Raw genomic sequence first — 25,700 nt, 5'->3', positions numbered from 1 at the left:
GGCTGACGCATGACAGGCGATTTCATCGAACTGGGCGGCGTCAAACTTCACCATCTCATTACAGGGCCGGAGACCGCCCCGGTCGTGCTGGTGCTGCACGGCGCGTCCACCTCTTTGTACGAGCCGCTCATGGCGCTCTCAGGGGCGCTGGAAGCCTATCGCGTCATCTGGCTGGATCGGCCAGGTCTGGGCTGGAGCGAGCGTCCCAGGGGCCCGTGGTCGCCCCGGCGCGAAGCCGAGCTGATCGCCCATTTCCTGACAGCCCTCGGCGTTCCGAGAGCCGTGGTGCTGGGTCATTCCTGGGGGGCGGCGATCGCGCTGCGCCTTCTGATGGATTATCCGCACCATGTGGGCGGCGGCGTGCTGGTCAGCCCGGCGGCGCGCGCCTGGGTCGGGGAAGCTGCGGACTACAACAAGATGACGGGCTGGCCCGTAATCGGCCCGCTGATCAGCCATGTGATCGCGCCCATGATCGGGCCGGGGCAGCTGGAAAAGGGGGTCGCCAGCGCCTTCCACCCCGAACCCGTCCCGACCGGCTATATCGAGTCCGCGCAGCTGGAGCGCCTGTTCACCCCGTCAGTCTGGAAAGCCAACGCAGCGGATATGGCGAAGGTGAACCTCCATCTCGCCGAACAGGAAACCCGCTACAGCGAGATCACCCAGCCGGTGGTGATACTGGCGGGGCCCAAGGACACCGTGGTGCGCACCAGCCGACATGCCGAACCGGTGGCCAAATCCCTGCCCCATGGCGAGGTGCGGCTGTTTCCCAAGGCGGGCCACAACCTGCACCATGGCTATTCCCATGAAGTGACAAAAGCGGTGCAGGACGTATTCGCGCGCAAGCGTTAGTCTCGAACCCGCAGGGTTCGCAAGGGCGAACGCCCGCCCGCAGCGAAGCGAGGAAAGGTCGAAACCTAACCCTCTACCCGCCGATAGACGCCATCCACGCGCAGCTGGCCTTCCGCCGCCTCATAGAGGCCCCGCATCACGGTTTCCAGCTGATCCAGATCATGGATCGGGCAATAGCCCTCCGCATCCAGACTGACGCCCGCCGCATCCAGCACCGCCTCTTCCACATCCGAGCAGGAGGGCTGGTGATAGCTCACTACACGACCGTCCTCATAGACGAAGGCGAGGCCATAGCCGACGCCATCCTCACGCGGGGACTGGACGATATAGACGTCGTCAAACAGCTCATGGAAGCGGGCGTTCTGATGCGGGAAGTTCGGTTCGTCGGAGACATATCGCCTCTGGGACACGGTTATTGCGCCGGTCCAGGTCGGGCGGTCCCATTCGCGGCCATCGGGATGGGTGGGCGTGTGGGCGTAAACGCCCTCAGCCACGGGGCGATCGGCGCCCCAATAGCCCACCAGCTCCTCCTCGCTGGCGAAGCAGGCGGTCAGCCCCAGCGCAAAAGCGAGCCCGGCGGCAAGGCGCAGGCTCGCTTTCACACAGGTCAGAGCCAGAGCTCTCATCAGGGCGTGGCGTTCAGGAAGGGTTCGCAGGCCTTCACCAGCCAGCTCGCCGCCTCGCCATCGAGCAGCGGCAGAACCTTCTTGCGCACATCGGCGTGGTAGGCGTCGAGCCACACCAGCTCGTCCTTGTCGAGCAAGGACACATCCACCAGCGCCCGGTGCATCGGCGCCATGGTCAGGGTCTCAAACCCGTGCATGGAGCGATTGCCGCCCGGAACCGGCTCGGCGGGCGTAACCACCTGCAGGTTCTCGATGCGGATGCCGTAATCGCCCACCTGATAATAACCCGGCTCGTTGGAGACGATCATGCCGGTTTCAAGCGCAATGGCGTTCGGCGCCTTGGAAATGCGCTGCGGGCCTTCGTGAACGCCCAGATAGCTGCCCACGCCGTGACCGGTGCCGTGATCGTAATCGAGCCCCGCCATCCACAGCGGCTGACGCGCCAGCGCATCCAGCGCATGGCCCGACGTGCCTTCAGGGAAGCGGATGCGTGACAGGGCGATATGACCCTTGAGCACCAGGGTGAAGTGGCGACGCATCTGCGCGGTCGGCTCGCCAATGGGAACCGTGCGGGTGATGTCGGTCGTGCCGTCGGGATACTGGCCGCCGGAATCCACGAGGAACAGCGAGCCCTGCTTCAGCTTGCGATTGGAGTCCGTGTTCACCCGATAGTGCGGGAAGGCGCCGTTCGGGCCCGCCGCAGAAATCGTCTCGAAAGAGATGTCCTTGAGCTGGGGCGACATGTGCCGGAACTCTTCCAGCTTCATCGCCGCGCGGATCTCGTCCATCTCGCCGGACTGGGCTTCGGTATCGAGCCAGTGCAGGAAACGCACAATGGCCGCGCCGTCGCGGATATGCGCCTGACGGCTGCCTTCCACCTCGACCGGGTTCTTGCACGCCTTGGGCAACGCCACCGGATCAGACTTGCGCTGAACCTTCGCGTCCGCGCCTTCAAGCTGCTGGACCACCCAGACAGATGCGGTGGCCGGATCGACGCGGACGGTCTTGCCGGACAGTGCTTTCAGACCGTCGGCGAATTCGGTTTCGGGCCGGATCGCGACTTCATTCCCGAGATGGCTGCGGGTCGCGTCGGTCAGCTTGGCTTCATTGATGAACAGCGTGGCCTGACCGGATGGCTCGAGAATGGCCGAGGACAGCGGCAGGGGCGTGCACGCCACATCGCCGCCGCGAATATTGAACAGCCAGGCGATGGAAGCCGGATCGGTGATCACGGCGGCGTCCGCGCCATCTTCCTTCACATCCGCGCCAATGCGCTTGCGCTTGTCGCCATGGGCCTCGCCCGCAACGTCCAGCGGCTGGGGGTGCACAGCCGCCATCGGCGCGGCGGGACGGTCTTCCCAGGCGGCGTCAATCGGGTTGGTCTCGACCGCAACCAGCTTGGCGCCGGTCTTGTCAGCGGCTTCCTGAAGCCTGGCGAGCGCGTCCGGAGAGTGCAGGCGCGGATCATAGCCGATCACCTGGCCCGGCTTGGCGGTCTTGCGGATCCAGCCCGCCATGCCGGTCTTCACCAGGTCCTCATAATCATAGAGGCTGTTATCGACCTGGGATTTGACCTGCTCGGTATAGCGACCATCCACGAAAACCGCGGCCTTGTCGCCGAGCACCGCCGCAGCGCCGGCGGACCCGGTGAAACCGGTGGCCCAGGCCAGACGTTCGGCGTTCGCAGGCAAGTACTCGTTATTGTACTCGTCCTCGTGCGGGATCAGGAAACCGTCCAGACCGGCTTGGGCCAGGCTGGCGCGGAGCTTGGGAAGGTTGTCGCGCCCGTATTGAGGCCCGCCCTTCACGTGAAACTGCTGGATCTGATGGGTCATGCGCACAAGCTAGGCTCGCGCCATCGCCTTATCAATCTCATCTGTGCGACAGTGAGCAGCGACGCCGCCCGCCTTGCAGAAACGCAGAGCGGACCTGCGCGATTGGATATGGCTAAACAAAACGTTCAAGGCCATATCCGGGCTCACGAAATTCACGCCCTTTGGGAGCCCCGCCATGTTCCATCATGACGCTCATCTTCGCCTGAACGCCTGCGACGGCCTGCGCTCCACGCGCCGCGCGGAAACGGCAGGCGTACGCGCCCGTCCGCGCAACACCGACGCCAACTCGCTGTTCGAGAAAATCGGCCTCGCCGATCGCGTCCGCAAACTCTAAGCCGATCTCTCTCCGGCTTTGTTAAAAGCGCGCCAGGCCTCACAGCTGGCGCGCTTTTTCTTTATGGGCCTAGGCCTTGCTGGCGTACACAAGCGTCGCCCAGCCATCCAGGATCGCCTTGTCGATCAGCGTCAGACCTTCTGCGTCATAGGCCGCCTCGACCTTTTCAGACTGCTCTTCCAGAAGCCCCGACAGGATGATCCGACCGCCGGCTTCAAGCCGGGCCGCGATTTCCGGCGCCAGCGTGATCAGCGGGCCCGCCAGAATATTGGCGAAGATCAGCTCGAATTTCGCGCCGTCGAACACCGGATGGTGGAAGCCGTCAGCCGTCACCGCCTCGATGCGAGGTTTGACATTGTTCTTGGCGGTGTTCTCCACCGTCTCGATGACGGATTCCTCATCGATATCGGTGGCGAGGATCTCGCAATCAGACCAGATTTTCGCCGCCGCGATGGCCAGAAGGCCCGTGCCGGTCCCGAGATCCAGAACGGTTTTGGGATGGAAGCCGGACTGGTCGATCCGGTCGAGCGCTTCCAGACAGCCCTTGGTGGTGCCGTGATGGCCGGTGCCGAAAGCCGGGCCGGCTTCGATCCACAAACCGATCTGACCCTCGCTCAGGTCTGACGAGGTGTGCTCGCCATACACCAGGAAGCGGCCCGCCTCGACGCTCGGCAAGCCTTCCAGCGACATGGCGATCCAGTCTTCATCCGGCAGCGGGCCGAACAGGATTTCCACATACTCATGCTCAAGACCGGCCTCGATGGCGAAGGCCTCTGCGTCGGGCTCATGATCAAACAGGATGTCGATGCGGCCCGCTTCCGGCGAGCCGTCCTCGAACATGGACCAGCTGACCGGCAGGGGTTCAAGGGCCGCGTCCAGACGCTCATTCGCTGCGCGAATGATCGCCATCGGGCCGCGCGCTTCAAGGCGCCAGAGCGTGGTCATGCAAGGTCTCCTGTTTCGTGCTGGCAAGGGCTCTAAAGACTCTTCGGGGATAAGGAAAGCATGCAACGCGTCTGCATCAGATCGGCTTTACGCGTCACGACCGGCTTGCCCCGCCCCGCCCTGCTCGCCTATCGATGAGGGCAAGATCGTAAATCCCCGCCAGGAGACCTTCATGGCCGACTTTGCCGCCTCGACCCCCGAGAAAGACGAATCTGACGCCATCGGCGCCGCCGCCCGCGACCAGCTCCGCGCGCTTGTGGCCCGCATCGAGCGTCTTGAAGAAGACAAGGCCGGCGTCGCCGCCGACATCAAGGAAGTCTACGCCGAAGCCAAATCCATGGGCTATGACACCAAGGTGCTGCGCAAGGTGATCTCCCTGCGCAAACAGGACGCCCATGAGCGCCAGGAAATGGAAGCGCTTCTGGAGCTGTATCTGGGCGCGGTCGGCGAACACTAAGGCTCGTCATGGCGCGTGAGGTTGATGACAAGTCGACCCGCAAGGCCCTGGCCCGCATCCGCCGGGCCAAGGCCGCCGTCGAGCGCGCCATCGCCAAGGCTGAAGACGACAATCCCGACGCCGCTGAAGCCGCCCGGATCGAGCTGACTGACTGGGAGGACGAGTTCATGAGCTCTATCGAGGAGCGCCTGAACACGTTCGGCTCGGCCTATGCCGACCCGTCGCTGGGCGCTGACGGCGAGGCGCTGTCCACGCTCCAGCTCGCCAAGCTCAAGGAAATCGAGAAGAAGGCCAAGGGCAAGGCGCCCAAGGGCTTCTCGCGTGGCGGCGGGTCGAGCTTCAAGACCAAGGGCTCAGGCTTCAAGCGCAAGGGGCCTGAGCGCCGCTCCCGCGATCGCGACATCCATGAAGATGTCATCGCCCCTGTCGAGGACGCTGCGCCCGACCCGGTGCAGGAGCTGCGCAAGTCCGGCCTCGTGCGCAAGGGCTTCACGCCAGAGGTGATCGAGACGCCAGAGGCGCCTGTGACGGATGAGGCGCCGTCAGACCCGCCGTCCGAACCGCCTACCCCGCCGCGGCGCGGCTTCCGGGTGATCGACGGCGGGAAAGACTAGCTCCGCGTCTCGACGCGAATGAAAAAGGCGGGCTCTCGCCCGCCTTTCCAAAACTCCTAGCCCACGCGGTGGATGGCGCAGAGCTTGTGGCCGTCCGGATCACGTACATAGGCAAGATTGATCGCCCCCAGCGAGCCCTGACGCAGGCCGGGCGGGTCCTCGATGGACCTGCCGCCATGAGCGACCGCCACATCGTGGAACTCTTTCAGTTGCTCAAAGGATTGGCATTTGAAGCCGATCGTGCCGCCATTCCCGGCCGTCGCGGCTTGACCGTCAATCGGCTCGCTGACGCAGAAGACGTTCCCATCATGGATGTAGAACAGGCGGATATGACCGGTCGGCGCTTCATTGCGCACAGGCTCGCCTGCGCCCAGAACGCCCAGAACGGCGTCGTAAAAGCGCTTGGACCGCTCGATATCGTTCGAGCCGACCATGATGTGATTGAACATGCAGTCCTCCTTCTGCGAGGGGCCATTCGGCCCACTTATCGGTCGCATTGTCACTGAGGCTCAGGCCAAGTCCATTCGTTATCGCATAGCATCAGACCAAGGACGCCACCTTGGGGAAAGCCCGCATCCAACAACAAATCGCGGTCCAGGCTGAACGCCTGAACCGCGATGAAGTTTTGGCTCAAAACCTGGACGCCGTACTGAGCGTCCAGCCGTGATCGATCAGCCCGCTTCGCGGAAATTGTCCACGTCGAGATCGTATTCACGCACCTTGCGGTAAAGCGTGGAGCGACCCACGCCCAGACGCCGGGCGACCTCGGCCATGCGGCCCGAATAGGTCTCGATGGCGAAGGCGATCAGATCGCGTTCAATGCTCTCCAGCGAGCGCAGATGACCGCCCTCGTCGAGAATATCGACCGCAAGATGGTCTTCCTCGGCGCCGTTCGGAGCTGCACCTTCAAACTGCTCTGCTGGCAAGGCCGAAACCGCATTTGCAACCGGCTGGGCCGGGGCGACCGACGGAGCAGGCGCATCACGCAGGGTCGGGGCGAGACCCGAGATCTGCGGGAAATCCTCTTCGGTCAGATAATCGCTGTCAGACAGGACCACCGCGCGGAACACCGAGTTCTCAAGCTGGCGCACATTGCCTTTCCAGTCATGGCTGGCGAGCATGTGCATGGTCTCCGCCGTGGCGTCGAGCACGGACTTGCCTTCCTGGGCGTTGAAGCGCGCAATGAAATGGCGCACCAGAGCCGGAATGTCTTCAGTCCGCTCTTTCAGGGACGGCACCTCGATCGGGAACACGTTCAGGCGATAGAACAGGTCTTCGCGGAAGGCGCCGGTCTTCACCTGTTCGGCGAGATCGCGGTTGGTCGCGGAGACAATGCGAACATCCACTTTCACCGGGCGCTTGGAACCCACCGGGTCCACTTCGCCTTCCTGAAGCGCGCGCAGCAGTTTGACCTGCATGTCGAGGGGCAGCTCGCCAATCTCGTCAAGGAACAGCGTGCCGCCATCGGCTTCCTGGAATTTACCCAGATGCTTGGCCACAGCGCCCGTGAACGAGCCCTTCTCGTGACCGAACAGGGTGGATTCCACGAGGTTCTCGGGGATCGCGCCGCAGTTCACCGCCACGAAGGGACGACCGGCCCGGTCAGAGCCCGCCGCAATAGCGCGCGCCACCAATTCCTTGCCCACGCCGCTTTCGCCCGTGATCAGGATCGGAATGTTGGACTTGGCCGCCCGCTCACCCAGACGCACCACCTGACGCATGGCCGGAGCGCCGGCGATCATGTCAGAGAAGCCTAGCGCACCGCTGGTCTTCTTTTTCAGGCGCGTCACTTCGCCGGAAAGGTCTTTGACCTTCAGGGCGTTGCGGATCGACACCGCGATACGTTCCGGGCTTGCAGGCTTCACAAAGAAGTCCACTGCGCCTGCGCGCATCGCCTTGACGACAGTCTCAATGCCGCCGTGCGCAGTCAGCACGATCACTGGCAGATCGGGATTGCGGGCCTTGATCGCTTCCAGCGTCTCAATGCCATCCATGCCGGGCATGACCATGTCGAGCATGACCACATCCACCCCGCCGCGCTTGACGCGCTCGAGGCCGGCCTCCCCATCTTCGGCGGTCTCCGCCAGATGCCCCTGTTTTTCCAGAACCGCCTGCATCAGGCGACGCTGAGTCGGATCGTCATCAACGATCAATACGGTCTTGGCCATCACACCCACGCCTTTTCGGTCGCTTTATTTTCGGGGCGATCCTTTGCGCGGACCGACCGAGGTTTTCCCCGTGCCGGTCCGAACCGCCCTCCCACCTGTTGTGTGACCCTTTATGGGACACCCGGCGTAAAGATGAGGTGTAGACGCGACTCAGAAATTGTTAGGGTAAATAGAGGGTTAGCCTTGTCTTAAGGTTCAGGTGAGACTCAGGCGTTTGACGGGTCGGCTAACGACGGTCTACCCCTGAAGCTCCTAAGTATAAGAGTCCCAAGGTCCCATCATGACCAAAGCTGACCGCATGCCCCCGCCTCTCGCCCCCTTCAAGGGCGAGCCCGTGACCGCCCCGGACTGGTTCAACACAGCGCAAGACACCGCCGTCGAAACCGGCTTCGCCGAGCGCGAGGGCACAAAGCTGGCCTGGAAGGCCTGGGGCGAGCGCGGCAAGCCAGGGCTTTTGCTGGTGCATGGCGGTACGGCCCATAAAGGCTGGTGGGACGCGCTGGGCCCCTATCTGGCGCGCGAAGGCGGCGGTCGCCGCGTTGTCGCCGCAGACCTCGCCGGCATGGGCGAAAGCGGCTGGCGCGAGGTCTACACCATGGATGACCACGCCGCAGATATGCTGGTCGCGGCGGAAGAGGGCGGCGCATGCGAGGCCGGAAAACCGATCATGATCGGCCATTCCTTTGGCGGCTTCGTCACCTTGCAGGCTTCGACCGTCATGGGTGAGCAACTGGCGGCGGCGATCATTCTCGACAGCCCGATTCGCAAACCTGAAAAGCAACGCGAAGGCAGCCCGCCCCGTCGGGGCGGCCGCACCTATGCCGATCTGCCCGCCGCGCTGGAACGCTTCCGCCTGCTGCCGGAACAAGAGTGCGAGAACCTCTGGATCATCGACCACATCGCGCGCGGCAGCCTGAAACAGGTCGAGGGCGGCTATACATGGCTGTTTGATCCGGACCTGTGGGCCAAACTGACCTATCACCGTCGCGATCCCGAAGCGGCGGCGGCGAATCTGAAATGCCCGCTGGCGTTTATCCGTGGCGAGCATTCGGTCCTGATGGGGGCGGAGACCTGGGATTACATGAAGTCCGTCTTCACTCGTTCGCCCTTCGTCAGCATACCGAACACCCAGCATCATCTGATCCTGGATGACCCGATCGCCGTCACCGCGGCGCTGGATGCGCTGATCGAGGGCTGGGCGAAGCGGCCAGTCTAGACGAGCACACCGTCTTGGCGGATCGCGAGGAGCGTGATATGTGCCGCGCTCAGAAGACTTCTTTTCAGGTGAGGACCATCATGGCTGAAGAATACATCCGCGGAGACATGGATATCTCCGAGCATAAAGCTTCCTTTGACGGCTTTATCGGCGTGTCGGTGTATTCCACGCTGGTCGTGGTCACCACGCTGCTGTGCGTGATCCTGGTCTTCGGCGCTCATTTTCATTGGCTGACCGCCATGTTCACCGCCGCCATCGTTGGCGGTCTGGGCGGCGTCTTCATGAAGCAGGGCGCAGGCTACTGGGCGACCCTGGTGGTGCTGGCCATCATCGGCTTCATCATTGGCGGCCTGGTCACCCTTCTGGCCTAAGAGCGTTTCTGCTCGGCTCACAGCAGGCTCACCCCCTGTTGAACGGTCTTTTGTCCGTACAAGCCAGTTTACCCCTTTCCGGCGTTAGACGTTTGTCGCAGACTGCGCACAACGTTAATGCCGGAAGACGGGGTTTTTTATGCATATCGCCGTACTCGCCGAAACCCGGGATGGAGAATCCCGGGTCGCCGCCACGCCGGACAGCGTCAAGGCGCTGATCAAGGCCGGGGCGGAGGTCACGGTCCAGAAGGGCGCGGGCGAGCGCGCCGCCTATCCCGACGCCGCCTATGAGGCCGCCGGGGCGAAGCTCGCCACCCGCGCCAACGCCGTCAAAGGCGCCGACGCCCTGTTCTGCGTGCGCCGCCCTGATGACGAAACCCTCAAACGTTTAAAAGACGGCGCCGTGGTGATCGGCCTGCTTGAACCGCATGGCGCTGTTGATTTCGCCAAGGCTTGTGCAGAGGCCAAGGTCAATGCGCTGGCCATGGAATACACGCCCCGCATCACCCGCGCCCAGGCCATGGACGCGCTGTCGAGCCAGTCAAACCTGTCGGGCTATCGCGCCGTCATCGAAGCAGCGGAACTTTATGGTCGCGCCTTCCCGATGATGATGACGGCGGCGGGCACCATCGCGCCCGCCAAGGCCTTCGTCATGGGCGCCGGCGTGGCGGGCCTTCAGGCCATCGCCACCGCCCGCCGTCTGGGCGCGGTCGTTTCCGCCACCGATGTGCGGCCCGCCGCCAAGGAGCAGGTGGGCTCGCTGGGCGCGAAATTCGTCGCCGTCGAGGATGACGAGTTCAAGGAAGCCGAGACCGCGGGCGGCTACGCCAAGGAAATGAGCGACGAGTATAAAGCCAAGCAGGCCGAGCTGGTCGCCAGCCACATCGCCAAACAGGACATCGTGGTCACCACAGCCCTTATTCCGGGCCGCCCGGCGCCGCGCCTGATCACCAAAGCCATGGTCGAAAGCATGCGTCCGGGCTCTGTGATCATCGACATCGCCGCGGCCAATGGCGGCAATTGCGAGCTGACCGAACCCGACAAGGTCGTCGACCATAATGGCGTGAAAATCGCGGGCTTCACCAATCTGCCCGCCCGCCTCGCTGCGGATTCAAGCCAGCTTCTGGCCAAGAACCTCGTCAATCTCTTCCCGCTTCTGGTGGGCGAAGACGCCGCTTTCGCGCCCCATTGGGATGACGAGATCATCAAGGGCATGGCCCTGACCCGGGACGGCGCCGTCATCCATCCCAGCCTGACAGGCGACGCGTAATGGTTTGCCTCGCACGCCGCACTCACCTCTTTCTGACCGCCCCCGCATACGGAGCCTCTCATGGAAGCCGTTGATCCGATTATCTTTCGCCTGGCGATTTTCGTGCTCGCCTGTTTCGTGGGCTATTACGTCGTCTGGTCGGTGACCCCGGCCCTTCATACGCCGCTGATGAGCGTGACCAACGCCATCTCCTCGGTGATCATTGTCGGCGCGCTGATCGCAGCGGGCGCCACCGCGCTGGATCAGGCGGGACAGTTCTCCAAAGGCGTGGGCGTGCTCGCGGTGATCCTCGCCAGCATCAACATCTTCGGCGGCTTCATGGTCACCCAGCGCATGCTGGCGATGTACAAGAAAAAAGAAAAGCCGGCGGCCAAGCCGAAGGCGGAGGGCTAGGACATGTCAGCCAATCTCGCCGCACTTCTCTACATGGTCTCGGGCATCCTGTTCATCATGGCGCTTCGGGGCCTGTCGAGCCCGGAAACCTCCCGTCAGGGCAATTATCTGGGCATGGCCGGCATGGCCATCGCCATTGGCACGACCCTGTTCTATGTCGAGCTTGACGGGTTGGGCCTGTTCCTGATCCTGGGCGCAGTCGCCATTGGCGGCGGCATTGGCGCGGTCATCGCCAAGCGCATCCCCATGACGGACATGCCCCAGCTGGTCGCAGGCTTTCACTCGCTGGTGGGTCTGTGCGCCGTGCTGGTCGCCGCCGCCGCGCTCTATGAACCGCACGCCTTCCACATCGCCACCGCCACCGGCAAGCTCAAGGGCCTGTCGCTGGTCGAGCTGTCGCTGGGCGTCGCCATCGGCGCGATCACCTTCTCGGGCTCGGTCATCGCCTTCATGAAGCTTCAGGGCCTGATGAGCGGCGCGCCGATCGTCTTCAAGGGCCAGCACTGGCTGAACCTTGCAATTGGCGTTGCGATCTTCGTGTTCATCACCTTCCTGACCGCCTCGGGCGGGGACGCCAAGATCGCATTCTGGATCATCACCCTCCTCGCACTGGTGCTGGGCGTGCTGCTGATCATCCCGATCGGCGGCGCGGACATGCCGGTCGTGGTCTCCATGCTCAACTCCTATTCGGGTTGGGCGGCGGCCGCGCTCGGCTTCACGCTGGAGAACACGGCGCTGCTGATCACCGGCGCGCTGGTGGGCAGCTCGGGCGCGATCCTGTCCTACATCATGTGCAAGGGCATGAACCGCTCCTTCATCTCGGTGATCCTGGGCGGCTTCGGCGCCGACACCTCTGCTGCAGCGGCTGCGTCCGATGTGGATCGCAGCGTCAAGCAGGGCTCGGCCGAGGACGCCGCCTTCATCATGAAGAACGCCGGCAAGGTCATCATCGTGCCCGGCTATGGCATGGCGGTGGCTCAGGCCCAGCATGCGCTCAAGGAAATGGCTGACATCCTCAAGGAAGAGGGCGTGGACGTCTCCTACGCCATCCACCCGGTGGCGGGCCGGATGCCGGGGCATATGAACGTGCTCCTGGCCGAAGCCCAGGTGCCCTATGACGAGGTGTTCGAGCTGGAGGACATCAACTCCGAATTTGCGACCGCTGACGTGGCGTTCGTGATCGGGGCCAATGACGTCACCAACCCCGCCGCCGAGGAAGATCCGACCAGCCCGATCTATGGCATGCCGGTGCTGCAGGTGTGGAAGGCGAAGACCGTATTCTTCGTCAAACGCTCGCTCGGTTCGGGCTATGCGGGCATCGAGAACCCGCTCTTCTTCCGCGACAACACCATGATGTTGCTCGGCGACGCCAAGAAGATGAGCGAAAGCATCGTCAAATCGCTCGACTAGGCCAAAGCGCCCCGCCCGGACCTCCGCGGCGGGGCGTTGACTGTCAGGCCTTCACGCTGACCCGCGCCTGAGCCGGCTTGCCCGACGCTCCGCCCAGCCAGACGCATCCCATAACAATGACCGCCCCTGCGATCTGAAGCGGGCTGAGCGCCTGACCGAGTACAATCCAGCCCAGAAGCACGGCGGTCAGCGGGCTCAGAAACCCGAACGCCGTCACCGAGGCCGGACCCAAACGGGCAATGCCCCGGAACCAGACGAAATAGGTGAAGGCGGCGCCGAACAGCCCCAACCAGACAAAGCCTGCCGTGCTCGCCAGGGTGAAGGGCGGCAAGGCCGGCTCCAGGATCAGCGCGACCGGCAAGAGCAGCACACCGCCCGCGGTGAGCTGCCAGCCGGTAAACACCAATGGCGAAACCGGCGGCTGCCAGCGCCTCGTCAGCACGCTGCCCAGCCCCATGGCGCCCGCCCCGGCAAGCGCCGCGATCACGCCAACGCCATCCAGCTGGGCTTGCGGACCCAGCACCAGCAGCGCCACGCCGCCAATGCCTGCGAACGCGGCGATGAGCTTGCGCGCCGTCAACGCCGTTCCCAGCAACAGGCTCGACAGGAACAGGACGATCAGGGGCTGTACGGCCCCAAGGGTCGCCGCAACCCCGCCCGGCAAGCGGTAGGCGGCGATAAACAGGGCCGACCAGAAGACCGAGAAGTTCAGCCCGCCCAGGACCAGAAGGCGCGCGAGCCAGGTCAGAGGCGGCAGTGTCCGCGTCATCGCCATCAGGACGAGACCAGCCGGCAAGGCCCGCAATACGGCCGCGGTCAGCGGATAGCCATCGGGCAGCATATGTGTTGTGACCAGATAGGTCGTGCCCCAGATGACCGGCGCGCTGGCCGTCAGGGTAATATCAAGCGTACGCGACATGGCCGCCTCCTTTTATCTTGACGTCGAGATAACGAGCGATTGCCTTGACGTCAAGATAACTGGCGATACCCTGTCTCACATGGATCATGTGGACCGAATTCTTGCCCAATGGGCCTCAGAGCGACCGGAGCTGGATGTCAGCCCTATGGGGCTGTTTGGGCGCCTCAAGCGCCTGAGCGATCATCTGCAGGCCGAGATTGATGCGGTCTATCGCAAGCACGGGCTCAGCTTCGCCAGCTTTGACGTTCTGGCGACCTTGCGCCGTTCGGGTCCGCCCTATGCGCTCAGCCCGTCAGACCTGATCCGCTGGACCATGGTCACTTCGGGCACCATGACCAACCGGATTGACCGGCTTGAGGCGCAAGGCCTGATCGAGCGCCGCCCCAATCCCGAAGACCGACGCAGTACGGTTGTCGCCCTGTCGAAGGCAGGGTTCGCCCTCATCGATACCGTCATTGATGAGCACGTCGCCAATCAGCACCGTCTGATCCGCCAGCTGCCAGACACGCTGCGCCCTGCCTTTGAAGAGGGACTGCGCGCCTGGCTCGCCAGTTTTGAAGCATCAGATCCAGCCGGGTGAGGCTCTCGCGCCGCACCGGCCCCTCTTTTCCGACCGTGATCCCGGCTTCGTGCTGGACTCTGCTCGCCCGGTCCGCCTTCCTGTCTCAAACGCCAAAGGGGACACGGCGTAATGGGGATGGAAACGGGGATGGATCGCTTCGTGCACTGGAGCGAAGCCGCCTGGCGTGTCTGGCAGGACACGCCGGAGCCGGTGCGCTATGCCATCCTCGCTCTGATCGGGGTGTACGTTCTGTGGCTGGTGCTGTTCTTCACCCAGCGCCGCATCCTGTATTTCACCGACCCGACCCGCATCCATCCCTCTGATTGCGAGCTTGAGCGCACCGAAGAGACCGAGCTGCGCACCCTCGATGGCCAGACGCTGGTCATATGGCGCGCTGATGCGGACGATGATGACCTGCCCCATATCCTCTACCTGCACGGCAATCGTCGGGCGCTCTGGCGACGGGCGCGCTTCTTCCGGCTGTTCATCGTCTCGGGCTGGGGGTTGAGCGCCCTGGCCCATCGCGGCTTTAACGGCTCGACCGGTCGGCCAAGCGAGCCAGCGAATGTGGCCGACGCCATCCATGCCTTTGATGCGCTCGTCAGCGAAGGCATGAGGCCGGGGCGGATCGTGGTCTATGGCGAAAGCCTGGGCTCTGGCACAGCCGTGCAGCTGGCGGCGGTGCGGCCTGTGGGCGGGCTGATCCTGCACGCGCCCTATGACAGTTTCCGCGACATTGTCCGCTCACGAACCGCCTGGCTGTTGCCAAGGGCGATCTTCCGCGAGCGCTACGATTCCATCCGCCAGATCGGGGCTGTGAAAGCGCCGGTCTTGTGGATTCATGGCGACAAGGACCGGGTGATCCCGCAGGGACGCGGACGGCGGCTCTATGACGCCGCCTTGTCCACGAAATACGCGGCGCTGGTGAAGGGCGCGAACCATTTCGGCATCTACACCCAGGCGGTCTTCAACCAGCATATCCGCTTCTTTGCAGAAGCCTGCGCCAGTCTGAGCGGGCGGGACCGCCCTATGCCCGATATCAGCGTCATCGATCCGGTCCTGCCGCGTGAAGACGCCCGGCCCGAACTGTCAAAGCGCCGCGTTCCTCTGACGCGGAAACCCCGCTAGCCTGAAGCCATGTCGTTTTATGAAACCCATATCCTGCCCCATCTGATCGGCTGCGCCTGCGGCGCACCCCAGATCATGAAACAGCGCTCGCTTCTGGCGCCAAAAGCCGAAGGCCGGGTGCTTGAGGTCGGCTTCGGCGCCGGCCCCAATCTGAGCTTCTACGATCCGGCAAAGGTCAGCCGCGTCTTCGCGCTGGAACCATCAGAAGGCATGCGCCGCAAGGCGCAGAAGGCGATAGCAGACTGCCCGATCGAGGTGGAGCTGATTGATCTGCCCGGCGAGGAGATCCCGCTTGACGATGACAACGTGGACACGGTGGTGCTCACCTATACCGCCTGCACCATTCCCGATGTGAACGCCGCCCTCGCACAGATGCGCCGGGTGTTGAAACCGGGCGGGCGGCTTTTATTCTCCGAACACGGACTGGCGCCGGACGCGGGTGTGCAGCGCTGGCAAAAGTTCATCGAGCCGGTCTGGAAGCCCATCGGCGGCGGCTGCCATCTGACCCGTCAGCCGGACCGGCTGATCGAGGCGGCCGGCTTTGCGATCGAGGAGATGACGGCAGGCTATCTGCCCAAGAGTCCGAAATTCGCCAGCTTCAATTATGCGGGCTCCGCACTTATCCGATAGGCAAGGCCCTGCGCCGCCTTTACAGCTTTATCTTCGGTCAATAACAGGGTGATACGCCTCTGAGGCGTCCGCCGGGCTGGCGCCGCGCCGGGCCGGACGTCTACAATGATCCGTGCGCCTGTCTGGTCCGGCGTCTGAATGAGTGATGACATATGGCGATGCTCTACAGCCACCCGTCCCGCATGGCGGCCTACAACACCTGGGCGAATGCGCGCCTGTATGATGCTGCGACCGCGCTGACAGATTTCGAGCGCAAGCGTGATGTGAAAGCCTATTTCACCAGCCTGCACGGTACGCTCAACCATCTGCTCACTGCGGACCGGATCTGGCTCAAGCGCCTCACCGGAGAAGGCGAGGCGCCCGCCAGGCTCGACACGGTCTTGTTTGAGCAATTCTCGGAGCTGCGCGAAGCCCGTGAGGTCGAGGACAAGCGCTTGATGGACTACGCCGCCACAGTGAAGCCCGAGCAGCTTGAGACCATCCTTGAGTATGTGAACACGCGCGGCGAGGCGAAGGCCCTGCCGCTGGGCGTGGTGCTGACCCATCTGTTCAATCACCAGACCCATCACCGCGGACAGGCGACCCATATCCTGCGTCAGCTGGGCGTGGCCGAGCCGCCCTCGCTCGACCTGTTGTATTTCGCCCTGCCGACCGCCTAGTCGAGCCGGGTTTTCAACGCCTCAAGCCACGCCGTGATGCGTTTGCGGTTCACCCCGATATCGGAATAGCCGATCACCGCGCGCGAATAGATCGCCAGCGCCGCACCGCCCTCCACGTCAAACGCCTCGGCGGTGATGTAGTCGGGAAAGCGGAACAGCTTCGTGCGCTGCACCAGCTCGACCTGACCCTCACCTTCCCGCACGAGCGAGACGCGCGGTTGCTCCTGCGCATACCCCTTGAAGGCCGCCAGCAAGGCGTCAGGCGCCACGCTGAAGACCGGGCTGGTCTGATCGGGCGCGACGGCGGCCTTGAACCCCTCGGGCAGGACCAGCCAGCGACGCGGGCGCGTGTCAGGAACAAGGGTCGAAAAGTTCAGCGGGAAGGGTCTGTCAGCCATGGCGGTTTTCCTCCTGCGCGATCCCATCGCGTGCGATTCACCTACCCCATTCGTAACTGGATTACGCGCTCGCATCACCCTAAAGATGAACCAAAGAGTTCGGGGAGCATCCAATCCGATGACTGAATATGCGCTTGAGGTCGAAGGCCTGAGCAAGACGTTCGGCGGCAAACCGGCCGTACGCGACGTCTCATTCAAGGCTCGCAAGGGCGAGCTGACGGGCTTTCTGGGCCCGAACGGAGCCGGCAAGACCACCACATTGCGCATGTCGCTGGGCGTGATCGTACCGGACACGGGCACGGTGAAGCTGTTTGGCGAAACCCCCAACGCCTCCAGCATGGACCGGGTGGGTTTCCTGCCTGAAGAGCGCGGCGTCTATCGCAAGATGACCGCAGAGGCCGTGATCGTGTTCTTTGCGCGCCTGAAAGGCCTGTCCGCCAGCGAAGCCCGCCGCCGGGCGCTGGTCTATCTCGAACGCTTCGGCCTCAAGGATGCGGCGACCAAGAAGATCAAGGAACTCTCCAAGGGCATGGCCCAGAAGATCCAGATCATCTCCGCCATCATCCACGAGCCCGATTTCATCATTCTCGACGAGCCCTTCTCCGGCCTCGACCCGGTCAATCAGGCCATGCTGGAGCAGGTGATCCGCGAGCAGGCCCAGGCGGGCCGCACCGTGCTGTTCTCCACCCATGTGATGGAACACGCCGAACGGCTGTGTGACCGCATCGTCTTGATGGCGCGCGGCCAGAAGGTGTTTGACGGTCGGGTGGACGAAGCGTTGGCGCGCGTGCCGCGACAGGTGACGCTGGGCGCGTCGGCGGGCTCCAACCTCGCCGAAGTGATCTCCCCGATGGGCGAGATAGAGACGCTTGCGCCTGATGAAGACGGCGCGGTGAACCTGCTTCTGACGCTCAAGCCGGGCGTGGACGCTCAGGACGTGCTGCGCGCCTGCGTGCAGGCGGGCGTGCCCCTGACCCGCTTTGAGCCCCGTCGCCCCCATCTCCACGACGCCTTTGTCGCCCTTGTGGGCGAGGATGCGGTCGAAACACTCCGTCAGGAGGCCTGATCATGCGCGCCGCCTATCTGATCGCTCGCCGCGAATACCTCTCCTATGTCGCCACCTGGGGCTTCTGGCTCTCGCTGCTGGCCGTGCCGATCTTCGCCACCATTGGCGGGGTGACCCCGGCGCTGATCCAGTCGAGTCAGCCTGTGCGCTATTTCTCGGTCATCGATGAAACCGGCCAAGGGCTGGACCGGCTGGTCCAGGTGGCCCGTCTCGAGGAGCGGCGCGCCCAGGTGCGCGGCGCCATCGAGATGATGGCCCAAGGCGTCGGGGGCGAAGAGGCCGCTGAACGCGCCCTCGCCATTTTTGACGAAGACCCGGACGGGGTCAGCCAGACCGAGGTCGCCTTGCAGTCTGTGGGCCTGTCAGACGCCGCCAGCGCGCTTGAGGCCGGACGCACCAAGGCTGTGCAGGTCACGCCCCCTGCACAGTCTGTAGAGGCCCTGCGCCCCTATCTGTCCGGCGACCGGACCATCGACACCCCTGAAGGCCCCAAGGCCCTGTTCGCCGCCTTCATCATCCGCGAGCATGCCGAAGACGGGCTGGAGATCGTCTATCTCTCCACCAACCTGACCAATTCCGAGCTGCGCGGTGATGTCCGCGACATCGTCCGCGCACACATGCGCGAACAGGCGCTGGTGAGCGAAGGCCTCGACCCGGGCCGGATCGACACCATCCTCGACATCCGCCCGCTGGTGACGAGCCTTGATCCGTCCAGTGAGGCAGGCGTGGAAGAGGAAGTCACCTTCGCCGACCGGGCGCCCTTCTTCGTGGCGCTCGGCCTCGCCTTCATCCTCTGGATGGCGGTGTTCTCGGTCGCCAACATGCTGCTCACCTCCATGATCGAGGAGAAGGGCGGCAAGATCATCGAGCTGCTGCTCTCCACCGCCCGGCTCGAGGACATCCTTCTGGGCAAGCTGTTGGGCGTGGCGGGCGTGTCCGTTACCCTGTTCGCCATCTGGGGCGGCGTGGGCGTGCTTCTGAGCACGCTGGGCGGTTCAGCAATCGCAGCGCTTGACCCGGACCTTCTGCAGCTTCTCACCTCGGTCTTTGATCCGGGTCTGTTGCTGGCGGGTCTGTTCTTCTTCACCTGCGGCTATCTGATGTATGGCGCGATCTTCCTCGCCATGGGCTCGCTGTGCGACACGCTGCAGGACGCCCAGACCCTGATGGGCCCGGTGATCTGGATCCTGATGCTGCCCATGCTGATCATCGTGTTCTCCATCGAGGCGCTGGATTCCATGGTCATCCAGATCGGCTCCTGGGTGCCGCTGTGGACGCCTTTCGTGATGATGGCCCGCCTGCCCACCGATCCGCCGCTGTGGGAGCTTCTGAGCGCCTGTGCGCTGATGGTGGCGACCACCCTGATCGTCCTGTGGGGCGCTGCGGCGGTGTTCCGCCAGGGCGCGCTGCGTCAGGCCAATGCGGATTCTGTCCGCAAGCTCCTGAAAATGGGCGGCAAGAAAAAGGCCTGAGGCGCAAGCCTCAGGCCTTGAGCCTGTCTGTCAGGCCCGCGCAGATACAGCAAAACCCCGTACGCCAGGCGTACGGGGTTTTTCGTGTCTGCTTAGGAGCGGTTAAGCCCGGCGCAGCGTTCTAGCGGCGACCACCGCCGCGTTTCGGCAGCAGGCCCTCGCGCTGAGCGCGCTTGCGAGCCAGTTTGCGGGCGCGACGGATCGCCTCCGCTTTCTGGCGCGTTTTCTTTTCAGACGGCTTTTCGTAGTGGTTGCGGCGCTTCATCTCGCGGAAAGTGCCTTCCCGCTGCATCTTTTTCTTCAACGCCTTGAGCGCTTGCTCAACGTTGTTATCGCGCACGACGATCTGGACGATGGTAATCTCTCCCTTCGAATAGGTGGTCTAAGCCCGCTCCGGAACCCAGACCGATATAGCTCACGCGAACCCAAGAGCCGCGTGGCTCCACCGTCCGCGCCGGATCGCTTCCAACAGAGGCGGGCGATATACCGGGTCTGGAAGCCCCTGTCCAGCGTAGAGCGCGGCGAAACGCCCCGTGACGTCAGGCCAAGAGCGCACTAGATATACACCCATGACCGCAAAAGCACAAAACACCGCCCCGTCCCGCGCCCAGCGCGCCCGTGAAGCGCTTGTGGACGCCGCCCTGCCCAACGCCGCGTTTGATGGCTGGAGCGAGCACACCCTCGCCCGCGCCGCCGAGGAAGCCGGCCTGAGCGAGGGGGAGGTGCAACTCTATTGCCCTGCAGGGATTCTCGACGTCATCGAGACCTGGACGCGACGCTGCGACGCCCAGGCCCGCGTCGAGATCGAGGCCAATCCCGCCAACCGGATTCGCGACAAGGTCAGCCAGGCGGTGCTGATCCGTCTGGCGCAGTATGAGGGTCATGAAGAGGCCGCCGCCCGCGCCCGCGCCCGACTGCTTTTGCCTGACGGACTTGATCGCGGCGCCCGGCTTGTCTGGGCCACATCTCACATGATCTGGAGCGCCATCGGGGACAAAAGCACCGATGCGAATTTCTATTCCAAGCGGGCGATTCTCTCTGGCGTTTACGCCTCGACCTTCGCCATCTGGCTCGAAGACGACACCGAGGGCCGCACCAAGACGACCGAATTCCTCGACCGCCGGATCGGGAACGTCATGCAGTTTGAAAAGGTCAAAGGCCAGGTCACCAAGCTGACGAAAAGCCTGCCCGGCCTGCCCGGCCTGATGGGGGATCTGCGCTACGGCTTCCGCCGGGCGCGCTAGGCGCCCCTAGAGCGACCCCAGCACGTTCACATGGCCCATCTTGCGGCCATCGCGCGTCTCGCGCTTGCCATAAAGATGCAGCACCGCATTCGGCGTCTTCAGCCAGTCTTCCCAGGCATCCGCGTCATGGCCGATCAGGTTGACCATGCGAGCCGAGGCGTGCGGAACGGGATCGCCTAGCGGCCAGCCCGCAACCGCGCGGATATGCTGTTCGAACTGACAGACCGTGCAGGCGTCCTGCGTCCAGTGTCCGGTATTGTGGACCCGTGGCGCGATCTCGTTGACCAGCAGCGTACCGTCTTTCAGCGCAAACAGCTCCATTCCCATCACGCCTACATACTCGAGCGCATCCAGCACCCGCGTCGCCATGCCGAGCGCGGTCTTCGTCGTCTCGTCACTGACTTTGGCCGGAGCGAGGCTTTCACGCAGAATCCCGTCTGAATGCCGGTTCTCGGACAGGGGATAGGCGCGCACCTCGCCATCCACGCCGCGCGCGGCCACGATGGACAGCTCGTGAGTAAAGTCAGCAAAGGCTTCGAGGATGGCCGGTTGGCCGTTCATGGCGGCCAGCGCCTCTTCAGCGTCCGACATCTCACGGATCACCGCCTGCCCCTTGCCGTCATAGCCGAAGCGGCGGGTTTTCAGGATGGCGGGCAGGCCAAGCTCGGAAATCGCCGTGTGCAGCTCTGCAAGAGTGCTCACAGGCCGGAAGGCCACGGTCGTTGCGCCATGCGCGTTGAGGAAGGTTTTCTCGGTCAGGCGATCCTGCGCCACGTCGAGCGCCTTCGCGCCCGGACGCAGGGGGGCATGCTCGGCGGCCGCCGCCGCCGTCGCGGCGGGCACATTTTCAAACTCGTAGGTGACCGCATCCACGCTGGCGGCGAACTTCGCCACGGCGTCGAGATCGTCATACGCGGCGGTCACGGTCTCGGCGGCGACGCGGCTGGCCGGGCAATCAGGCTCGGGATCGAAGATCACCACATCGAGCCCCATCCGGGCCGCCGACAGCGCCAGCATGCGGCCCAGCTGGCCACCGCCCAGAATGCCGATCCGGGAGGTCGGCGCCAGAGCTTGCGTCATGGATCAGTCCTCGACCGTTTCAGCCACCGACTCCGTCAGCGACGCCCGATAGGCCTTCAGGCGCTCCATCAGCTCCGCGTCATACAGCCCCACAATGGACGCGGCCATGATGGCGGCGTTCTTGGCGCCCGCCTCACCGATCGCCAGCGTGCCCACCGGCACGCCGCCGGGCATCTGAACGATGGACAGAAGCGAATCCAGACCTGACAGGGCGCGCGATTGCACCGGCACGCCCAGCACCGGCAGATGCGTCATGGACGCCACCATGCCCGGCAGGTGCGCCGCACCGCCTGCGCCGGCGATGATCACCTGGACGCCGCGACCGGCTGCAGACTTGGAGAACTCCACCAGACGGTCGGGCGTACGGTGCGCGGAGACCACCTTGGTCTCATAGGACGCACCCAGCTGATCCAGAAGATCGGCGCCGGCTTTCATCGTCGGCCAGTCTGACCGGGAACCCATGATGATGGAGATGGGAGCAGCTTTGGCGCCGCCCGAAGTGCTTTCGCTCATAATAGCCTTGCCTGACAGGCGATTGGAAAGCACGCCAACTTAACCGCGGCGCGCTTTCGGTCAAGCAAAACCCATATCTGCACTGCAAGAGCGCTAGGCGGAGTTCACCCGCGCCATCAATTCCTCTGCGCTTTCCTTGCGTTCGGAGTAGCGGTCCACGAGATAGCCCGCCTGCTCGCGGGTCATGAGGGTGAACTTCACCAGCTCCTCCATGACATCGACGATCCGGTCATACAGCGCGGAGGGCTTCATCCGCCCCGCCTCGTCAAACTCCAGAAAAGCCTTGGGAATCGAGGACTGGTTGGGAATGGTGATCATCCGCATCCAGCGGCCCAGCACCCGCATCTGATTAAGCGCGTTGAAACTCTGCGAGCCGCCCGACACCTGCATCAGCGCCAGCGTCTTGCCCTGGGTCGGACGCACCGCGCCCAGCGCCAGCGGAATCCAGTCAATCTGCGCCTTCAGCACCGCCGTCATCGCGCCATGCCGCTCGGGGCTGCACCAGACCATGCCTTCAGACCAGGTCACGAGATCGCGCAGCTCGGCCACTTTGGGATGATCCGCTTCCGCGTCGTCAGGCAGCGGCAGACCGTCCGCATGAAAGATCCGCGTCTCGGCCCCGAACATCTCAAGAAGGCGTGCCGCCTCCATCGCCGCAAAGCGCGAGAAAGACCGCTGCCGCAAGGAACCGTAGAGCAGCAAGATGCGCGGTTTGTGGGTCATCCGGCCCGCCGGCGCCAGCGCTTCGCGATCGATCGGGGCGATGCAACCGGCCGCCAGATTGGGCAGGGACTTGGCGTGAAGATCAGACACGAAGTGGCTCCGGATCAAAGGCGCGACGCCCGAACCGGGCCAGGCGCTGAAGATGGGATGGAAGCCTAGCCTCGCGGGCCCTCCTGCTCAATGATTCATGATGTTTTGAAATAGAGGATTTTCTGAGGCCCGACCTGTCTGTCTGGCGCGAATGAACCTTTTTTTTACCACAACCACCGAGGCTTACAGGGCGAGACCTGTCTCATGGAGCCCGCGACATGCGAATTCGATCCGGCGGTCCGCTCGCTGGCGCCGGCCCGGTGGGTCGACGTGAAGACACCCGGCGCACCTCTGCTGCGCCCAAGGGGACGAGCGCACCGACAGACAGCGCGTCCATCATGGGCGTGCCCGAAGCCGAGCTGACGCCGAACGTGCAGCGCGCCTTGCTGTCATTGATGGGCGAGGTCGACCAGCTGCGTCGCGAGACCGAGGCCCTGCGCGGTCGCCTGCGTGATCTGGAAAGCCTGGCTGATCGGGACGCCCTGCTGCCCGTCTTCAATCGTCGCGCCTTTCTGCGTGAGGTTTCAAAGGCCCTGGCGTTGGCCGAACGTCATGGCGCGCCGTCGAGCCTGATCTACATCGATCTCAATGGCTTCAAGCAGATCAATGACGAGCATGGCCATGCCGCCGGTGATGCCGCGCTCGAGCAGGTCGCGAACCTGATCACCGATCATGTGCGCGAAACCGATGCAGTCGGCCGTCTGGGCGGGGATGAGTTCGGCATCGTCCTGACGCTGACCCCGGAAAACGCCGCGCGTCAGAAGGCGGCGGATCTCGCCAAGGCCATCGCCGACGCGTCAATCACACATAAGGGCAAGGCGCTGAAAGTGGGCGCGGCCTGGGGCGTTCATGCGCTCTCGCACGGCGTCGCCCCTGAAGACGCACTCGCCGCTGCGGACGCCGCCATGTATGCGCACAAACAGGCCAGCAAGGCCCGCGCAGCGGGCTAGCACCGTCTCGCTAGGCGATGATGTCCGGGTTCAGGATGTCTTCCAGACGATAGATCTCGTCTTTCAGCAACAGCTTGCGACGCTTGAGCCGCACCAGCTTGAGCTGGTCGGACACGCCGCAGGCCGCCAGAGCCGACACCTCTTCATCGAGGGTGCGGTGTTCGATCTGCAGATCTTCGAGCCTGCGCTTGAGCGCGGTTTCGTCGAACTCGCCGTCCATTACCGTGACCGACCTCTTCAATCAGACGCAAGCCGGACCCATCCGGCTGAGTGGATTGTCGAAAAGACCTCGGGCGCCTCAGCGATACGCTTGCGCTCACTTCGTTTCGAGGACGCCTATATTACACATTTTTGGTCGTCTCGAAAACGTTTTCCACAAATGCGCCTGCGCTGACCGCACTCGAGCCCAGCCGGGCCGCATAGTCCTGCAAGCGTTTGAGCGCCAGATCGCGACGGTCCGCCGCGCCGATTTCCGGGCAAGCATGGGTCAGGGCCTCAAGAGCCTGTTGCTCCAGCTTTTCCGCTTCCAGCTCGGCGGCCAGCACGCTCTTTCTCAGGGCGAGCGCCGCATTCGTGTCCACGCTTGAGAGCGGATGCTTGAGATGGTCGCGCGCGCCCCGCAACGGCTTGACGACCTGTGCGCTCCACAGGGCCGACAGCTCAACCGCCTGCCCCAGCGCCGGGCCCGGATCACGGCCATTGACGCAGGCCCAGATGATCCACAGCCCCACATTCACATCCATGCCCGCCGCCTGCAGCGCCAGACAGGCGGGTTTCACGCCCTCCTGAGCGTACAGGCGAACGGAGAAATTCCAGAACGCGCTCACCGGTCGGTCCGCGCCTGGGGACGGCGGCCCTGCTCAAGATCCTCGCCCCAGCGCTTGGTGGCGTCCCAATCCAGCCCGAACAGATCAAGCGCCCGGCCCACGGACTGGTTGACGATGTCATCCACGGTCTCAGGGTGGGCGTAGAAGGCTGGCAGGGGCGGCAGGATCACAGCCCCCATTTCCGCCAGCTGGGTCATGGTGCGCAGATGGCCCAGATGGAAGGGCGTCTCCCGCACCATCAGAACCAGAAGACGGCGCTCCTTGAGCACCACATCGGCGGCGCGGGTCAGCAGGGATGAGGTCACCCCGGTGGCGATCTCGCTCATCGTGCGCACCGAACAGGGCGCAATCAGCATGCCGCGGGTCTTGAAGGAGCCCGAAGCGACCGGCGCGCCCACATCGGCGGGCTTGTAAAGATAATCCGCCTTCTCGCGCAGGATCGACGGCTTTTCGTCCAGCTCATAGGACAGGGTCATCTCGGCGGCCTTGGAGGCCACCACATGACTTTCCACACCTAATTGCCGAAGCGCTTCCAGAGCCCTCATGGCGTAAATCACGCCAGATGCGCCGGAAATTCCAACCACGAGCCGATCTGGCGTCACATCCGTCACCGCGAGTTAACTCCGTTAAAATGTCGCAATCGAATTTGAATTGTCAGAACGCGCTATCAAATGGTTCAATGTAAGTCCTATAGCAAGGGAGGCATTAATGGCCACTGACGCGCGTATTCGTGAACTGGACGCCCGCCACGACAAGCTGGACCACCTGATTGTCGAAGAAATGAAGCGCCCCTCCACCGACACCCTTCAGATCGCCTCCCTTAAAAAACAAAAGCTTAAACTTAAAGAAGAGATCGAAGCGCTCAGACGACGACAATAACGCCGCGAGCTGCTAGCCTGATCGGAAAGGGCGGACATTGCGTCCGCCCTTTTCTTTTGTCGCACCCTCAAG

At 63.8% G+C, this 25,700-nt stretch carries 32 protein-coding genes; 18 read left to right on the top strand and 14 right to left on the bottom strand.

Going from position 1 to position 25,700, the window contains the following annotated elements:
• The first annotated feature begins 9 nt into the window (after positions 1 to 9).
• Complete coding sequence (locus tag ACFELO_RS01460) at positions 10 to 849, top strand: alpha/beta fold hydrolase (RefSeq protein ID WP_440958802.1); 840 nt, start codon at positions 10 to 12, stop codon at positions 847 to 849.
• A gap of 65 nt (positions 850 to 914) precedes the next feature.
• Here the strand turns inward: ACFELO_RS01460 and ACFELO_RS01455 are convergent, their stop codons facing one another.
• Complete coding sequence (locus ACFELO_RS01455) at positions 915 to 1,475, bottom strand: hypothetical protein (protein ID WP_440958801.1); 561 nt, start codon at positions 1,473 to 1,475, stop codon at positions 915 to 917.
• Complete coding sequence (locus tag ACFELO_RS01450) at positions 1,475 to 3,310, bottom strand: aminopeptidase P family protein (protein WP_440958800.1); 1,836 nt, start codon at positions 3,308 to 3,310, stop codon at positions 1,475 to 1,477. The genes ACFELO_RS01455 and ACFELO_RS01450 overlap by 1 nt, the downstream gene beginning before the upstream one ends.
• A 175-nt stretch (positions 3,311 to 3,485) precedes the next feature.
• Here ACFELO_RS01450 and ACFELO_RS01445 point away from each other — a divergent pair, with 175 nt between their 5' ends.
• Positions 3,486 to 3,644: a hypothetical protein gene (locus tag ACFELO_RS01445; protein ID WP_440958799.1), complete on the top strand. Its 159-nt coding sequence runs from the start codon at positions 3,486 to 3,488 to the stop codon at positions 3,642 to 3,644.
• Between the two features lie 69 nt (positions 3,645 to 3,713).
• Here ACFELO_RS01445 and ACFELO_RS01440 read toward each other — a convergent pair whose 3' ends face one another.
• The gene (locus ACFELO_RS01440) at positions 3,714 to 4,589 is read right to left on the bottom strand and encodes a 50S ribosomal protein L11 methyltransferase (RefSeq protein WP_440958798.1); all 876 of its coding nucleotides are present in this window, start codon (positions 4,587 to 4,589) and stop codon (positions 3,714 to 3,716) included.
• Positions 4,590 to 4,761: 172 nt separating this feature from the next.
• Here ACFELO_RS01440 and ACFELO_RS01435 point away from each other — a divergent pair, with 172 nt between their 5' ends.
• Together ACFELO_RS01435 and ACFELO_RS01430 are read left to right on the top strand one after the other, a co-directional pair.
• Positions 4,762 to 5,046, top strand: coding sequence for a DUF2312 domain-containing protein (locus tag ACFELO_RS01435; RefSeq protein WP_009801976.1), 285 nt, complete (start codon positions 4,762 to 4,764; stop codon positions 5,044 to 5,046).
• Between the two features lie 8 nt (positions 5,047 to 5,054).
• Complete coding sequence (locus ACFELO_RS01430) at positions 5,055 to 5,660, top strand: hypothetical protein (RefSeq protein WP_440958797.1); 606 nt, start codon at positions 5,055 to 5,057, stop codon at positions 5,658 to 5,660.
• A 56-nt stretch (positions 5,661 to 5,716) separates the two neighbouring features.
• Here ACFELO_RS01430 and ACFELO_RS01425 read toward each other — a convergent pair whose 3' ends face one another.
• Together ACFELO_RS01425 and ACFELO_RS01420 are read right to left on the bottom strand one after the other, a co-directional pair.
• On the bottom strand, positions 5,717 to 6,109 hold the full coding sequence (locus ACFELO_RS01425; protein WP_440958796.1) for a VOC family protein: 393 nt from the start codon (positions 6,107 to 6,109) through the stop codon (positions 5,717 to 5,719).
• Positions 6,110 to 6,331: 222 nt separating this feature from the next.
• Positions 6,332 to 7,828: a sigma 54-interacting transcriptional regulator gene (locus ACFELO_RS01420; RefSeq protein ID WP_440958795.1), complete on the bottom strand. Its 1,497-nt coding sequence runs from the start codon at positions 7,826 to 7,828 to the stop codon at positions 6,332 to 6,334.
• Positions 7,829 to 8,108: 280 nt separating this feature from the next.
• Here ACFELO_RS01420 and ACFELO_RS01415 point away from each other — a divergent pair, with 280 nt between their 5' ends.
• The 5 genes from ACFELO_RS01415 to ACFELO_RS01395 all read left to right on the top strand — a co-directional run bounded on the left by ACFELO_RS01415 (position 8,109) and on the right by ACFELO_RS01395 (position 12,488).
• Positions 8,109 to 9,044: an alpha/beta fold hydrolase gene (locus ACFELO_RS01415; RefSeq protein ID WP_440958794.1), complete on the top strand. Its 936-nt coding sequence runs from the start codon at positions 8,109 to 8,111 to the stop codon at positions 9,042 to 9,044.
• A gap of 80 nt (positions 9,045 to 9,124) precedes the next feature.
• Complete coding sequence (locus tag ACFELO_RS01410) at positions 9,125 to 9,415, top strand: aa3-type cytochrome c oxidase subunit IV (protein WP_440958793.1); 291 nt, start codon at positions 9,125 to 9,127, stop codon at positions 9,413 to 9,415.
• A 139-nt stretch (positions 9,416 to 9,554) separates the two neighbouring features.
• Complete coding sequence (locus ACFELO_RS01405) at positions 9,555 to 10,685, top strand: Re/Si-specific NAD(P)(+) transhydrogenase subunit alpha (RefSeq protein WP_440958792.1); 1,131 nt, start codon at positions 9,555 to 9,557, stop codon at positions 10,683 to 10,685.
• A gap of 60 nt (positions 10,686 to 10,745) precedes the next feature.
• Complete coding sequence (locus ACFELO_RS01400) at positions 10,746 to 11,078, top strand: proton-translocating transhydrogenase family protein (RefSeq protein WP_293011783.1); 333 nt, start codon at positions 10,746 to 10,748, stop codon at positions 11,076 to 11,078.
• Positions 11,079 to 11,081: 3 nt separating this feature from the next.
• Entirely contained in the window at positions 11,082 to 12,488 is a 1,407-nt protein-coding gene (locus tag ACFELO_RS01395) for an NAD(P)(+) transhydrogenase (Re/Si-specific) subunit beta (protein ID WP_440958791.1), read from the top strand.
• A 43-nt stretch (positions 12,489 to 12,531) separates the two neighbouring features.
• Here the strand turns inward: ACFELO_RS01395 and ACFELO_RS01390 are convergent, their stop codons facing one another.
• Entirely contained in the window at positions 12,532 to 13,407 is an 876-nt protein-coding gene (locus tag ACFELO_RS01390; protein WP_440958790.1) for an EamA family transporter, read from the bottom strand.
• 79 nt (positions 13,408 to 13,486) lie between these two features.
• Here ACFELO_RS01390 and ACFELO_RS01385 point away from each other — a divergent pair, with 79 nt between their 5' ends.
• The 4 genes from ACFELO_RS01385 to ACFELO_RS01370 all read left to right on the top strand — a co-directional run bounded on the left by ACFELO_RS01385 (position 13,487) and on the right by ACFELO_RS01370 (position 16,386).
• Positions 13,487 to 13,987 (top strand): MarR family winged helix-turn-helix transcriptional regulator, encoded by a 501-nt coding sequence (locus ACFELO_RS01385; protein ID WP_440959932.1) that lies wholly within the window; start codon positions 13,487 to 13,489, stop codon positions 13,985 to 13,987.
• Positions 13,988 to 14,116: 129 nt separating this feature from the next.
• Positions 14,117 to 15,097, top strand: a complete 981-nt coding sequence (locus ACFELO_RS01380) for an alpha/beta hydrolase (RefSeq protein WP_440958789.1) — start codon at positions 14,117 to 14,119, stop codon at positions 15,095 to 15,097.
• Positions 15,098 to 15,106: 9 nt separating this feature from the next.
• Positions 15,107 to 15,727 (top strand): class I SAM-dependent methyltransferase, encoded by a 621-nt coding sequence (locus ACFELO_RS01375; RefSeq protein ID WP_440958788.1) that lies wholly within the window; start codon positions 15,107 to 15,109, stop codon positions 15,725 to 15,727.
• Positions 15,728 to 15,879: 152 nt separating this feature from the next.
• The gene (locus ACFELO_RS01370) at positions 15,880 to 16,386 is read left to right on the top strand and encodes a DinB family protein (RefSeq protein ID WP_440958787.1); all 507 of its coding nucleotides are present in this window, start codon (positions 15,880 to 15,882) and stop codon (positions 16,384 to 16,386) included.
• On the opposite strand, the gene ACFELO_RS01365 is transcribed toward ACFELO_RS01370, so the two are convergent.
• Complete coding sequence (locus tag ACFELO_RS01365) at positions 16,383 to 16,784, bottom strand: DUF1499 domain-containing protein (protein WP_440958786.1); 402 nt, start codon at positions 16,782 to 16,784, stop codon at positions 16,383 to 16,385. The two genes, ACFELO_RS01370 and ACFELO_RS01365, sit on opposite strands and share 4 nt — an antisense overlap.
• 118 nt (positions 16,785 to 16,902) lie before the next feature.
• On the opposite strand from ACFELO_RS01365, the gene ACFELO_RS01360 reads away from it, so the two are divergent.
• Positions 16,903 to 17,850 (top strand): ABC transporter ATP-binding protein, encoded by a 948-nt coding sequence (locus tag ACFELO_RS01360; RefSeq protein ID WP_440958785.1) that lies wholly within the window; start codon positions 16,903 to 16,905, stop codon positions 17,848 to 17,850.
• A gap of 2 nt (positions 17,851 to 17,852) precedes the next feature.
• A complete protein-coding gene (locus ACFELO_RS01355; RefSeq protein ID WP_440958784.1) occupies positions 17,853 to 19,322 on the top strand; it encodes an ABC transporter permease in 1,470 nt (489 codons plus the stop codon).
• Positions 19,323 to 19,443: 121 nt separating this feature from the next.
• On the opposite strand, the gene rpsU is transcribed toward ACFELO_RS01355, so the two are convergent.
• Complete coding sequence (gene rpsU / locus ACFELO_RS01350; protein WP_440959931.1) at positions 19,444 to 19,683, bottom strand: 30S ribosomal protein S21; 240 nt, start codon at positions 19,681 to 19,683, stop codon at positions 19,444 to 19,446.
• 208 nt (positions 19,684 to 19,891) lie between these two features.
• Between rpsU and ACFELO_RS01345 the strand changes: the two genes are divergently transcribed.
• Positions 19,892 to 20,566 carry a COQ9 family protein gene (locus ACFELO_RS01345; protein ID WP_440958783.1) on the top strand — a complete coding sequence of 225 codons (675 nt, stop codon included), beginning with the start codon at positions 19,892 to 19,894 and terminating at the stop codon, positions 20,564 to 20,566.
• A 6-nt stretch (positions 20,567 to 20,572) separates the two neighbouring features.
• Here ACFELO_RS01345 and ACFELO_RS01340 read toward each other — a convergent pair whose 3' ends face one another.
• The 3 genes from ACFELO_RS01340 to arsH form a co-directional block, all read right to left on the bottom strand.
• Positions 20,573 to 21,646, bottom strand: a complete 1,074-nt coding sequence (locus ACFELO_RS01340) for a 5-(carboxyamino)imidazole ribonucleotide synthase (RefSeq protein WP_440958782.1) — start codon at positions 21,644 to 21,646, stop codon at positions 20,573 to 20,575.
• Between the two features lie 3 nt (positions 21,647 to 21,649).
• Positions 21,650 to 22,159 carry a 5-(carboxyamino)imidazole ribonucleotide mutase gene (gene purE, locus ACFELO_RS01335; protein WP_440958781.1) on the bottom strand — a complete coding sequence of 170 codons (510 nt, stop codon included), beginning with the start codon at positions 22,157 to 22,159 and terminating at the stop codon, positions 21,650 to 21,652.
• A gap of 93 nt (positions 22,160 to 22,252) precedes the next feature.
• Positions 22,253 to 22,972, bottom strand: a complete 720-nt coding sequence (gene arsH, locus ACFELO_RS01330) for an arsenical resistance protein ArsH (protein ID WP_440958780.1) — start codon at positions 22,970 to 22,972, stop codon at positions 22,253 to 22,255.
• Between the two features lie 218 nt (positions 22,973 to 23,190).
• Here arsH and ACFELO_RS01325 point away from each other — a divergent pair, with 218 nt between their 5' ends.
• On the top strand, positions 23,191 to 23,922 hold the full coding sequence (locus tag ACFELO_RS01325) for a GGDEF domain-containing protein (RefSeq protein ID WP_440958779.1): 732 nt from the start codon (positions 23,191 to 23,193) through the stop codon (positions 23,920 to 23,922).
• Positions 23,923 to 23,932: 10 nt separating this feature from the next.
• Here ACFELO_RS01325 and ACFELO_RS01320 read toward each other — a convergent pair whose 3' ends face one another.
• The 3 genes from ACFELO_RS01320 to ACFELO_RS01310 all read right to left on the bottom strand — a co-directional run bounded on the left by ACFELO_RS01320 (position 23,933) and on the right by ACFELO_RS01310 (position 25,351).
• On the bottom strand, positions 23,933 to 24,142 hold the full coding sequence (locus ACFELO_RS01320) for a YdcH family protein (protein ID WP_440958778.1): 210 nt from the start codon (positions 24,140 to 24,142) through the stop codon (positions 23,933 to 23,935).
• A 121-nt stretch (positions 24,143 to 24,263) separates the two neighbouring features.
• A complete protein-coding gene (locus ACFELO_RS01315; protein WP_440958777.1) occupies positions 24,264 to 24,749 on the bottom strand; it encodes a TIGR02444 family protein in 486 nt (161 codons plus the stop codon).
• On the bottom strand, positions 24,746 to 25,351 hold the full coding sequence (locus tag ACFELO_RS01310) for a UbiX family flavin prenyltransferase (RefSeq protein ID WP_440958776.1): 606 nt from the start codon (positions 25,349 to 25,351) through the stop codon (positions 24,746 to 24,748). Before ACFELO_RS01310 ends, ACFELO_RS01315 begins: the two co-directional genes overlap by 4 nt.
• 106 nt (positions 25,352 to 25,457) lie before the next feature.
• On the opposite strand from ACFELO_RS01310, the gene ACFELO_RS01305 reads away from it, so the two are divergent.
• The gene (locus ACFELO_RS01305) at positions 25,458 to 25,628 is read left to right on the top strand and encodes a DUF465 domain-containing protein (RefSeq protein WP_009802004.1); all 171 of its coding nucleotides are present in this window, start codon (positions 25,458 to 25,460) and stop codon (positions 25,626 to 25,628) included.
• Positions 25,629 to 25,700 lie beyond the last annotated feature (72 nt).

Origin of the sequence: Oceanicaulis sp. LC35, from assembly GCF_052055585.1 — a bacterium.
GTDB lineage: Bacteria > Pseudomonadota > Alphaproteobacteria > Caulobacterales > Maricaulaceae > Oceanicaulis.
The sequence above is the reverse complement of the archived record's forward strand: the minus strand, read 5'-3'. Positions and strand labels throughout refer to the sequence as shown.

Excerpts from the sequence above, each read along its gene's own strand:
- ACFELO_RS01460 (WP_440958802.1), top strand. The coding sequence starts at position 10 with ATGACAGGCGATTTCATCGAACTGGGCGGCGTCAAACTTCACCATCTC.
- purE (WP_440958781.1), bottom strand. The coding sequence starts at position 22,159 with ATGAGCGAAAGCACTTCGGGCGGCGCCAAAGCTGCTCCCATCTCCATC.
- ACFELO_RS01345 (WP_440958783.1), top strand. The coding sequence starts at position 19,892 with ATGACCGCAAAAGCACAAAACACCGCCCCGTCCCGCGCCCAGCGCGCC.
- ACFELO_RS01405 (WP_440958792.1), top strand. The coding sequence starts at position 9,555 with ATGCATATCGCCGTACTCGCCGAAACCCGGGATGGAGAATCCCGGGTC.
- ACFELO_RS01410 (WP_440958793.1), top strand. The coding sequence starts at position 9,125 with ATGGCTGAAGAATACATCCGCGGAGACATGGATATCTCCGAGCATAAA.
- ACFELO_RS01305 (WP_009802004.1), top strand. The coding sequence starts at position 25,458 with ATGGCCACTGACGCGCGTATTCGTGAACTGGACGCCCGCCACGACAAG.
- ACFELO_RS01385 (WP_440959932.1), top strand. The coding sequence starts at position 13,487 with ATGGATCATGTGGACCGAATTCTTGCCCAATGGGCCTCAGAGCGACCG.
- ACFELO_RS01435 (WP_009801976.1), top strand. The coding sequence starts at position 4,762 with ATGGCCGACTTTGCCGCCTCGACCCCCGAGAAAGACGAATCTGACGCC.
- ACFELO_RS01415 (WP_440958794.1), top strand. The coding sequence starts at position 8,109 with ATGACCAAAGCTGACCGCATGCCCCCGCCTCTCGCCCCCTTCAAGGGC.
- ACFELO_RS01400 (WP_293011783.1), top strand. The coding sequence starts at position 10,746 with ATGGAAGCCGTTGATCCGATTATCTTTCGCCTGGCGATTTTCGTGCTC.
- ACFELO_RS01425 (WP_440958796.1), bottom strand. The coding sequence starts at position 6,109 with ATGTTCAATCACATCATGGTCGGCTCGAACGATATCGAGCGGTCCAAG.
- ACFELO_RS01325 (WP_440958779.1), top strand. The coding sequence starts at position 23,191 with ATGCGAATTCGATCCGGCGGTCCGCTCGCTGGCGCCGGCCCGGTGGGT.
- ACFELO_RS01370 (WP_440958787.1), top strand. The coding sequence starts at position 15,880 with ATGGCGATGCTCTACAGCCACCCGTCCCGCATGGCGGCCTACAACACC.
- ACFELO_RS01365 (WP_440958786.1), bottom strand. The coding sequence starts at position 16,784 with ATGGCTGACAGACCCTTCCCGCTGAACTTTTCGACCCTTGTTCCTGAC.
- ACFELO_RS01420 (WP_440958795.1), bottom strand. The coding sequence starts at position 7,828 with ATGGCCAAGACCGTATTGATCGTTGATGACGATCCGACTCAGCGTCGC.
- ACFELO_RS01340 (WP_440958782.1), bottom strand. The coding sequence starts at position 21,646 with ATGACGCAAGCTCTGGCGCCGACCTCCCGGATCGGCATTCTGGGCGGT.
- ACFELO_RS01445 (WP_440958799.1), top strand. The coding sequence starts at position 3,486 with ATGTTCCATCATGACGCTCATCTTCGCCTGAACGCCTGCGACGGCCTG.
- ACFELO_RS01380 (WP_440958789.1), top strand. The coding sequence starts at position 14,117 with ATGGATCGCTTCGTGCACTGGAGCGAAGCCGCCTGGCGTGTCTGGCAG.
- ACFELO_RS01390 (WP_440958790.1), bottom strand. The coding sequence starts at position 13,407 with ATGTCGCGTACGCTTGATATTACCCTGACGGCCAGCGCGCCGGTCATC.
- ACFELO_RS01360 (WP_440958785.1), top strand. The coding sequence starts at position 16,903 with ATGACTGAATATGCGCTTGAGGTCGAAGGCCTGAGCAAGACGTTCGGC.
- ACFELO_RS01395 (WP_440958791.1), top strand. The coding sequence starts at position 11,082 with ATGTCAGCCAATCTCGCCGCACTTCTCTACATGGTCTCGGGCATCCTG.
- ACFELO_RS01375 (WP_440958788.1), top strand. The coding sequence starts at position 15,107 with ATGTCGTTTTATGAAACCCATATCCTGCCCCATCTGATCGGCTGCGCC.
- ACFELO_RS01320 (WP_440958778.1), bottom strand. The coding sequence starts at position 24,142 with ATGGACGGCGAGTTCGACGAAACCGCGCTCAAGCGCAGGCTCGAAGAT.
- ACFELO_RS01455 (WP_440958801.1), bottom strand. The coding sequence starts at position 1,475 with ATGAGAGCTCTGGCTCTGACCTGTGTGAAAGCGAGCCTGCGCCTTGCC.
- ACFELO_RS01440 (WP_440958798.1), bottom strand. The coding sequence starts at position 4,589 with ATGACCACGCTCTGGCGCCTTGAAGCGCGCGGCCCGATGGCGATCATT.
- ACFELO_RS01450 (WP_440958800.1), bottom strand. The coding sequence starts at position 3,310 with ATGACCCATCAGATCCAGCAGTTTCACGTGAAGGGCGGGCCTCAATAC.
- ACFELO_RS01430 (WP_440958797.1), top strand. The coding sequence starts at position 5,055 with ATGGCGCGTGAGGTTGATGACAAGTCGACCCGCAAGGCCCTGGCCCGC.
- ACFELO_RS01355 (WP_440958784.1), top strand. The coding sequence starts at position 17,853 with ATGCGCGCCGCCTATCTGATCGCTCGCCGCGAATACCTCTCCTATGTC.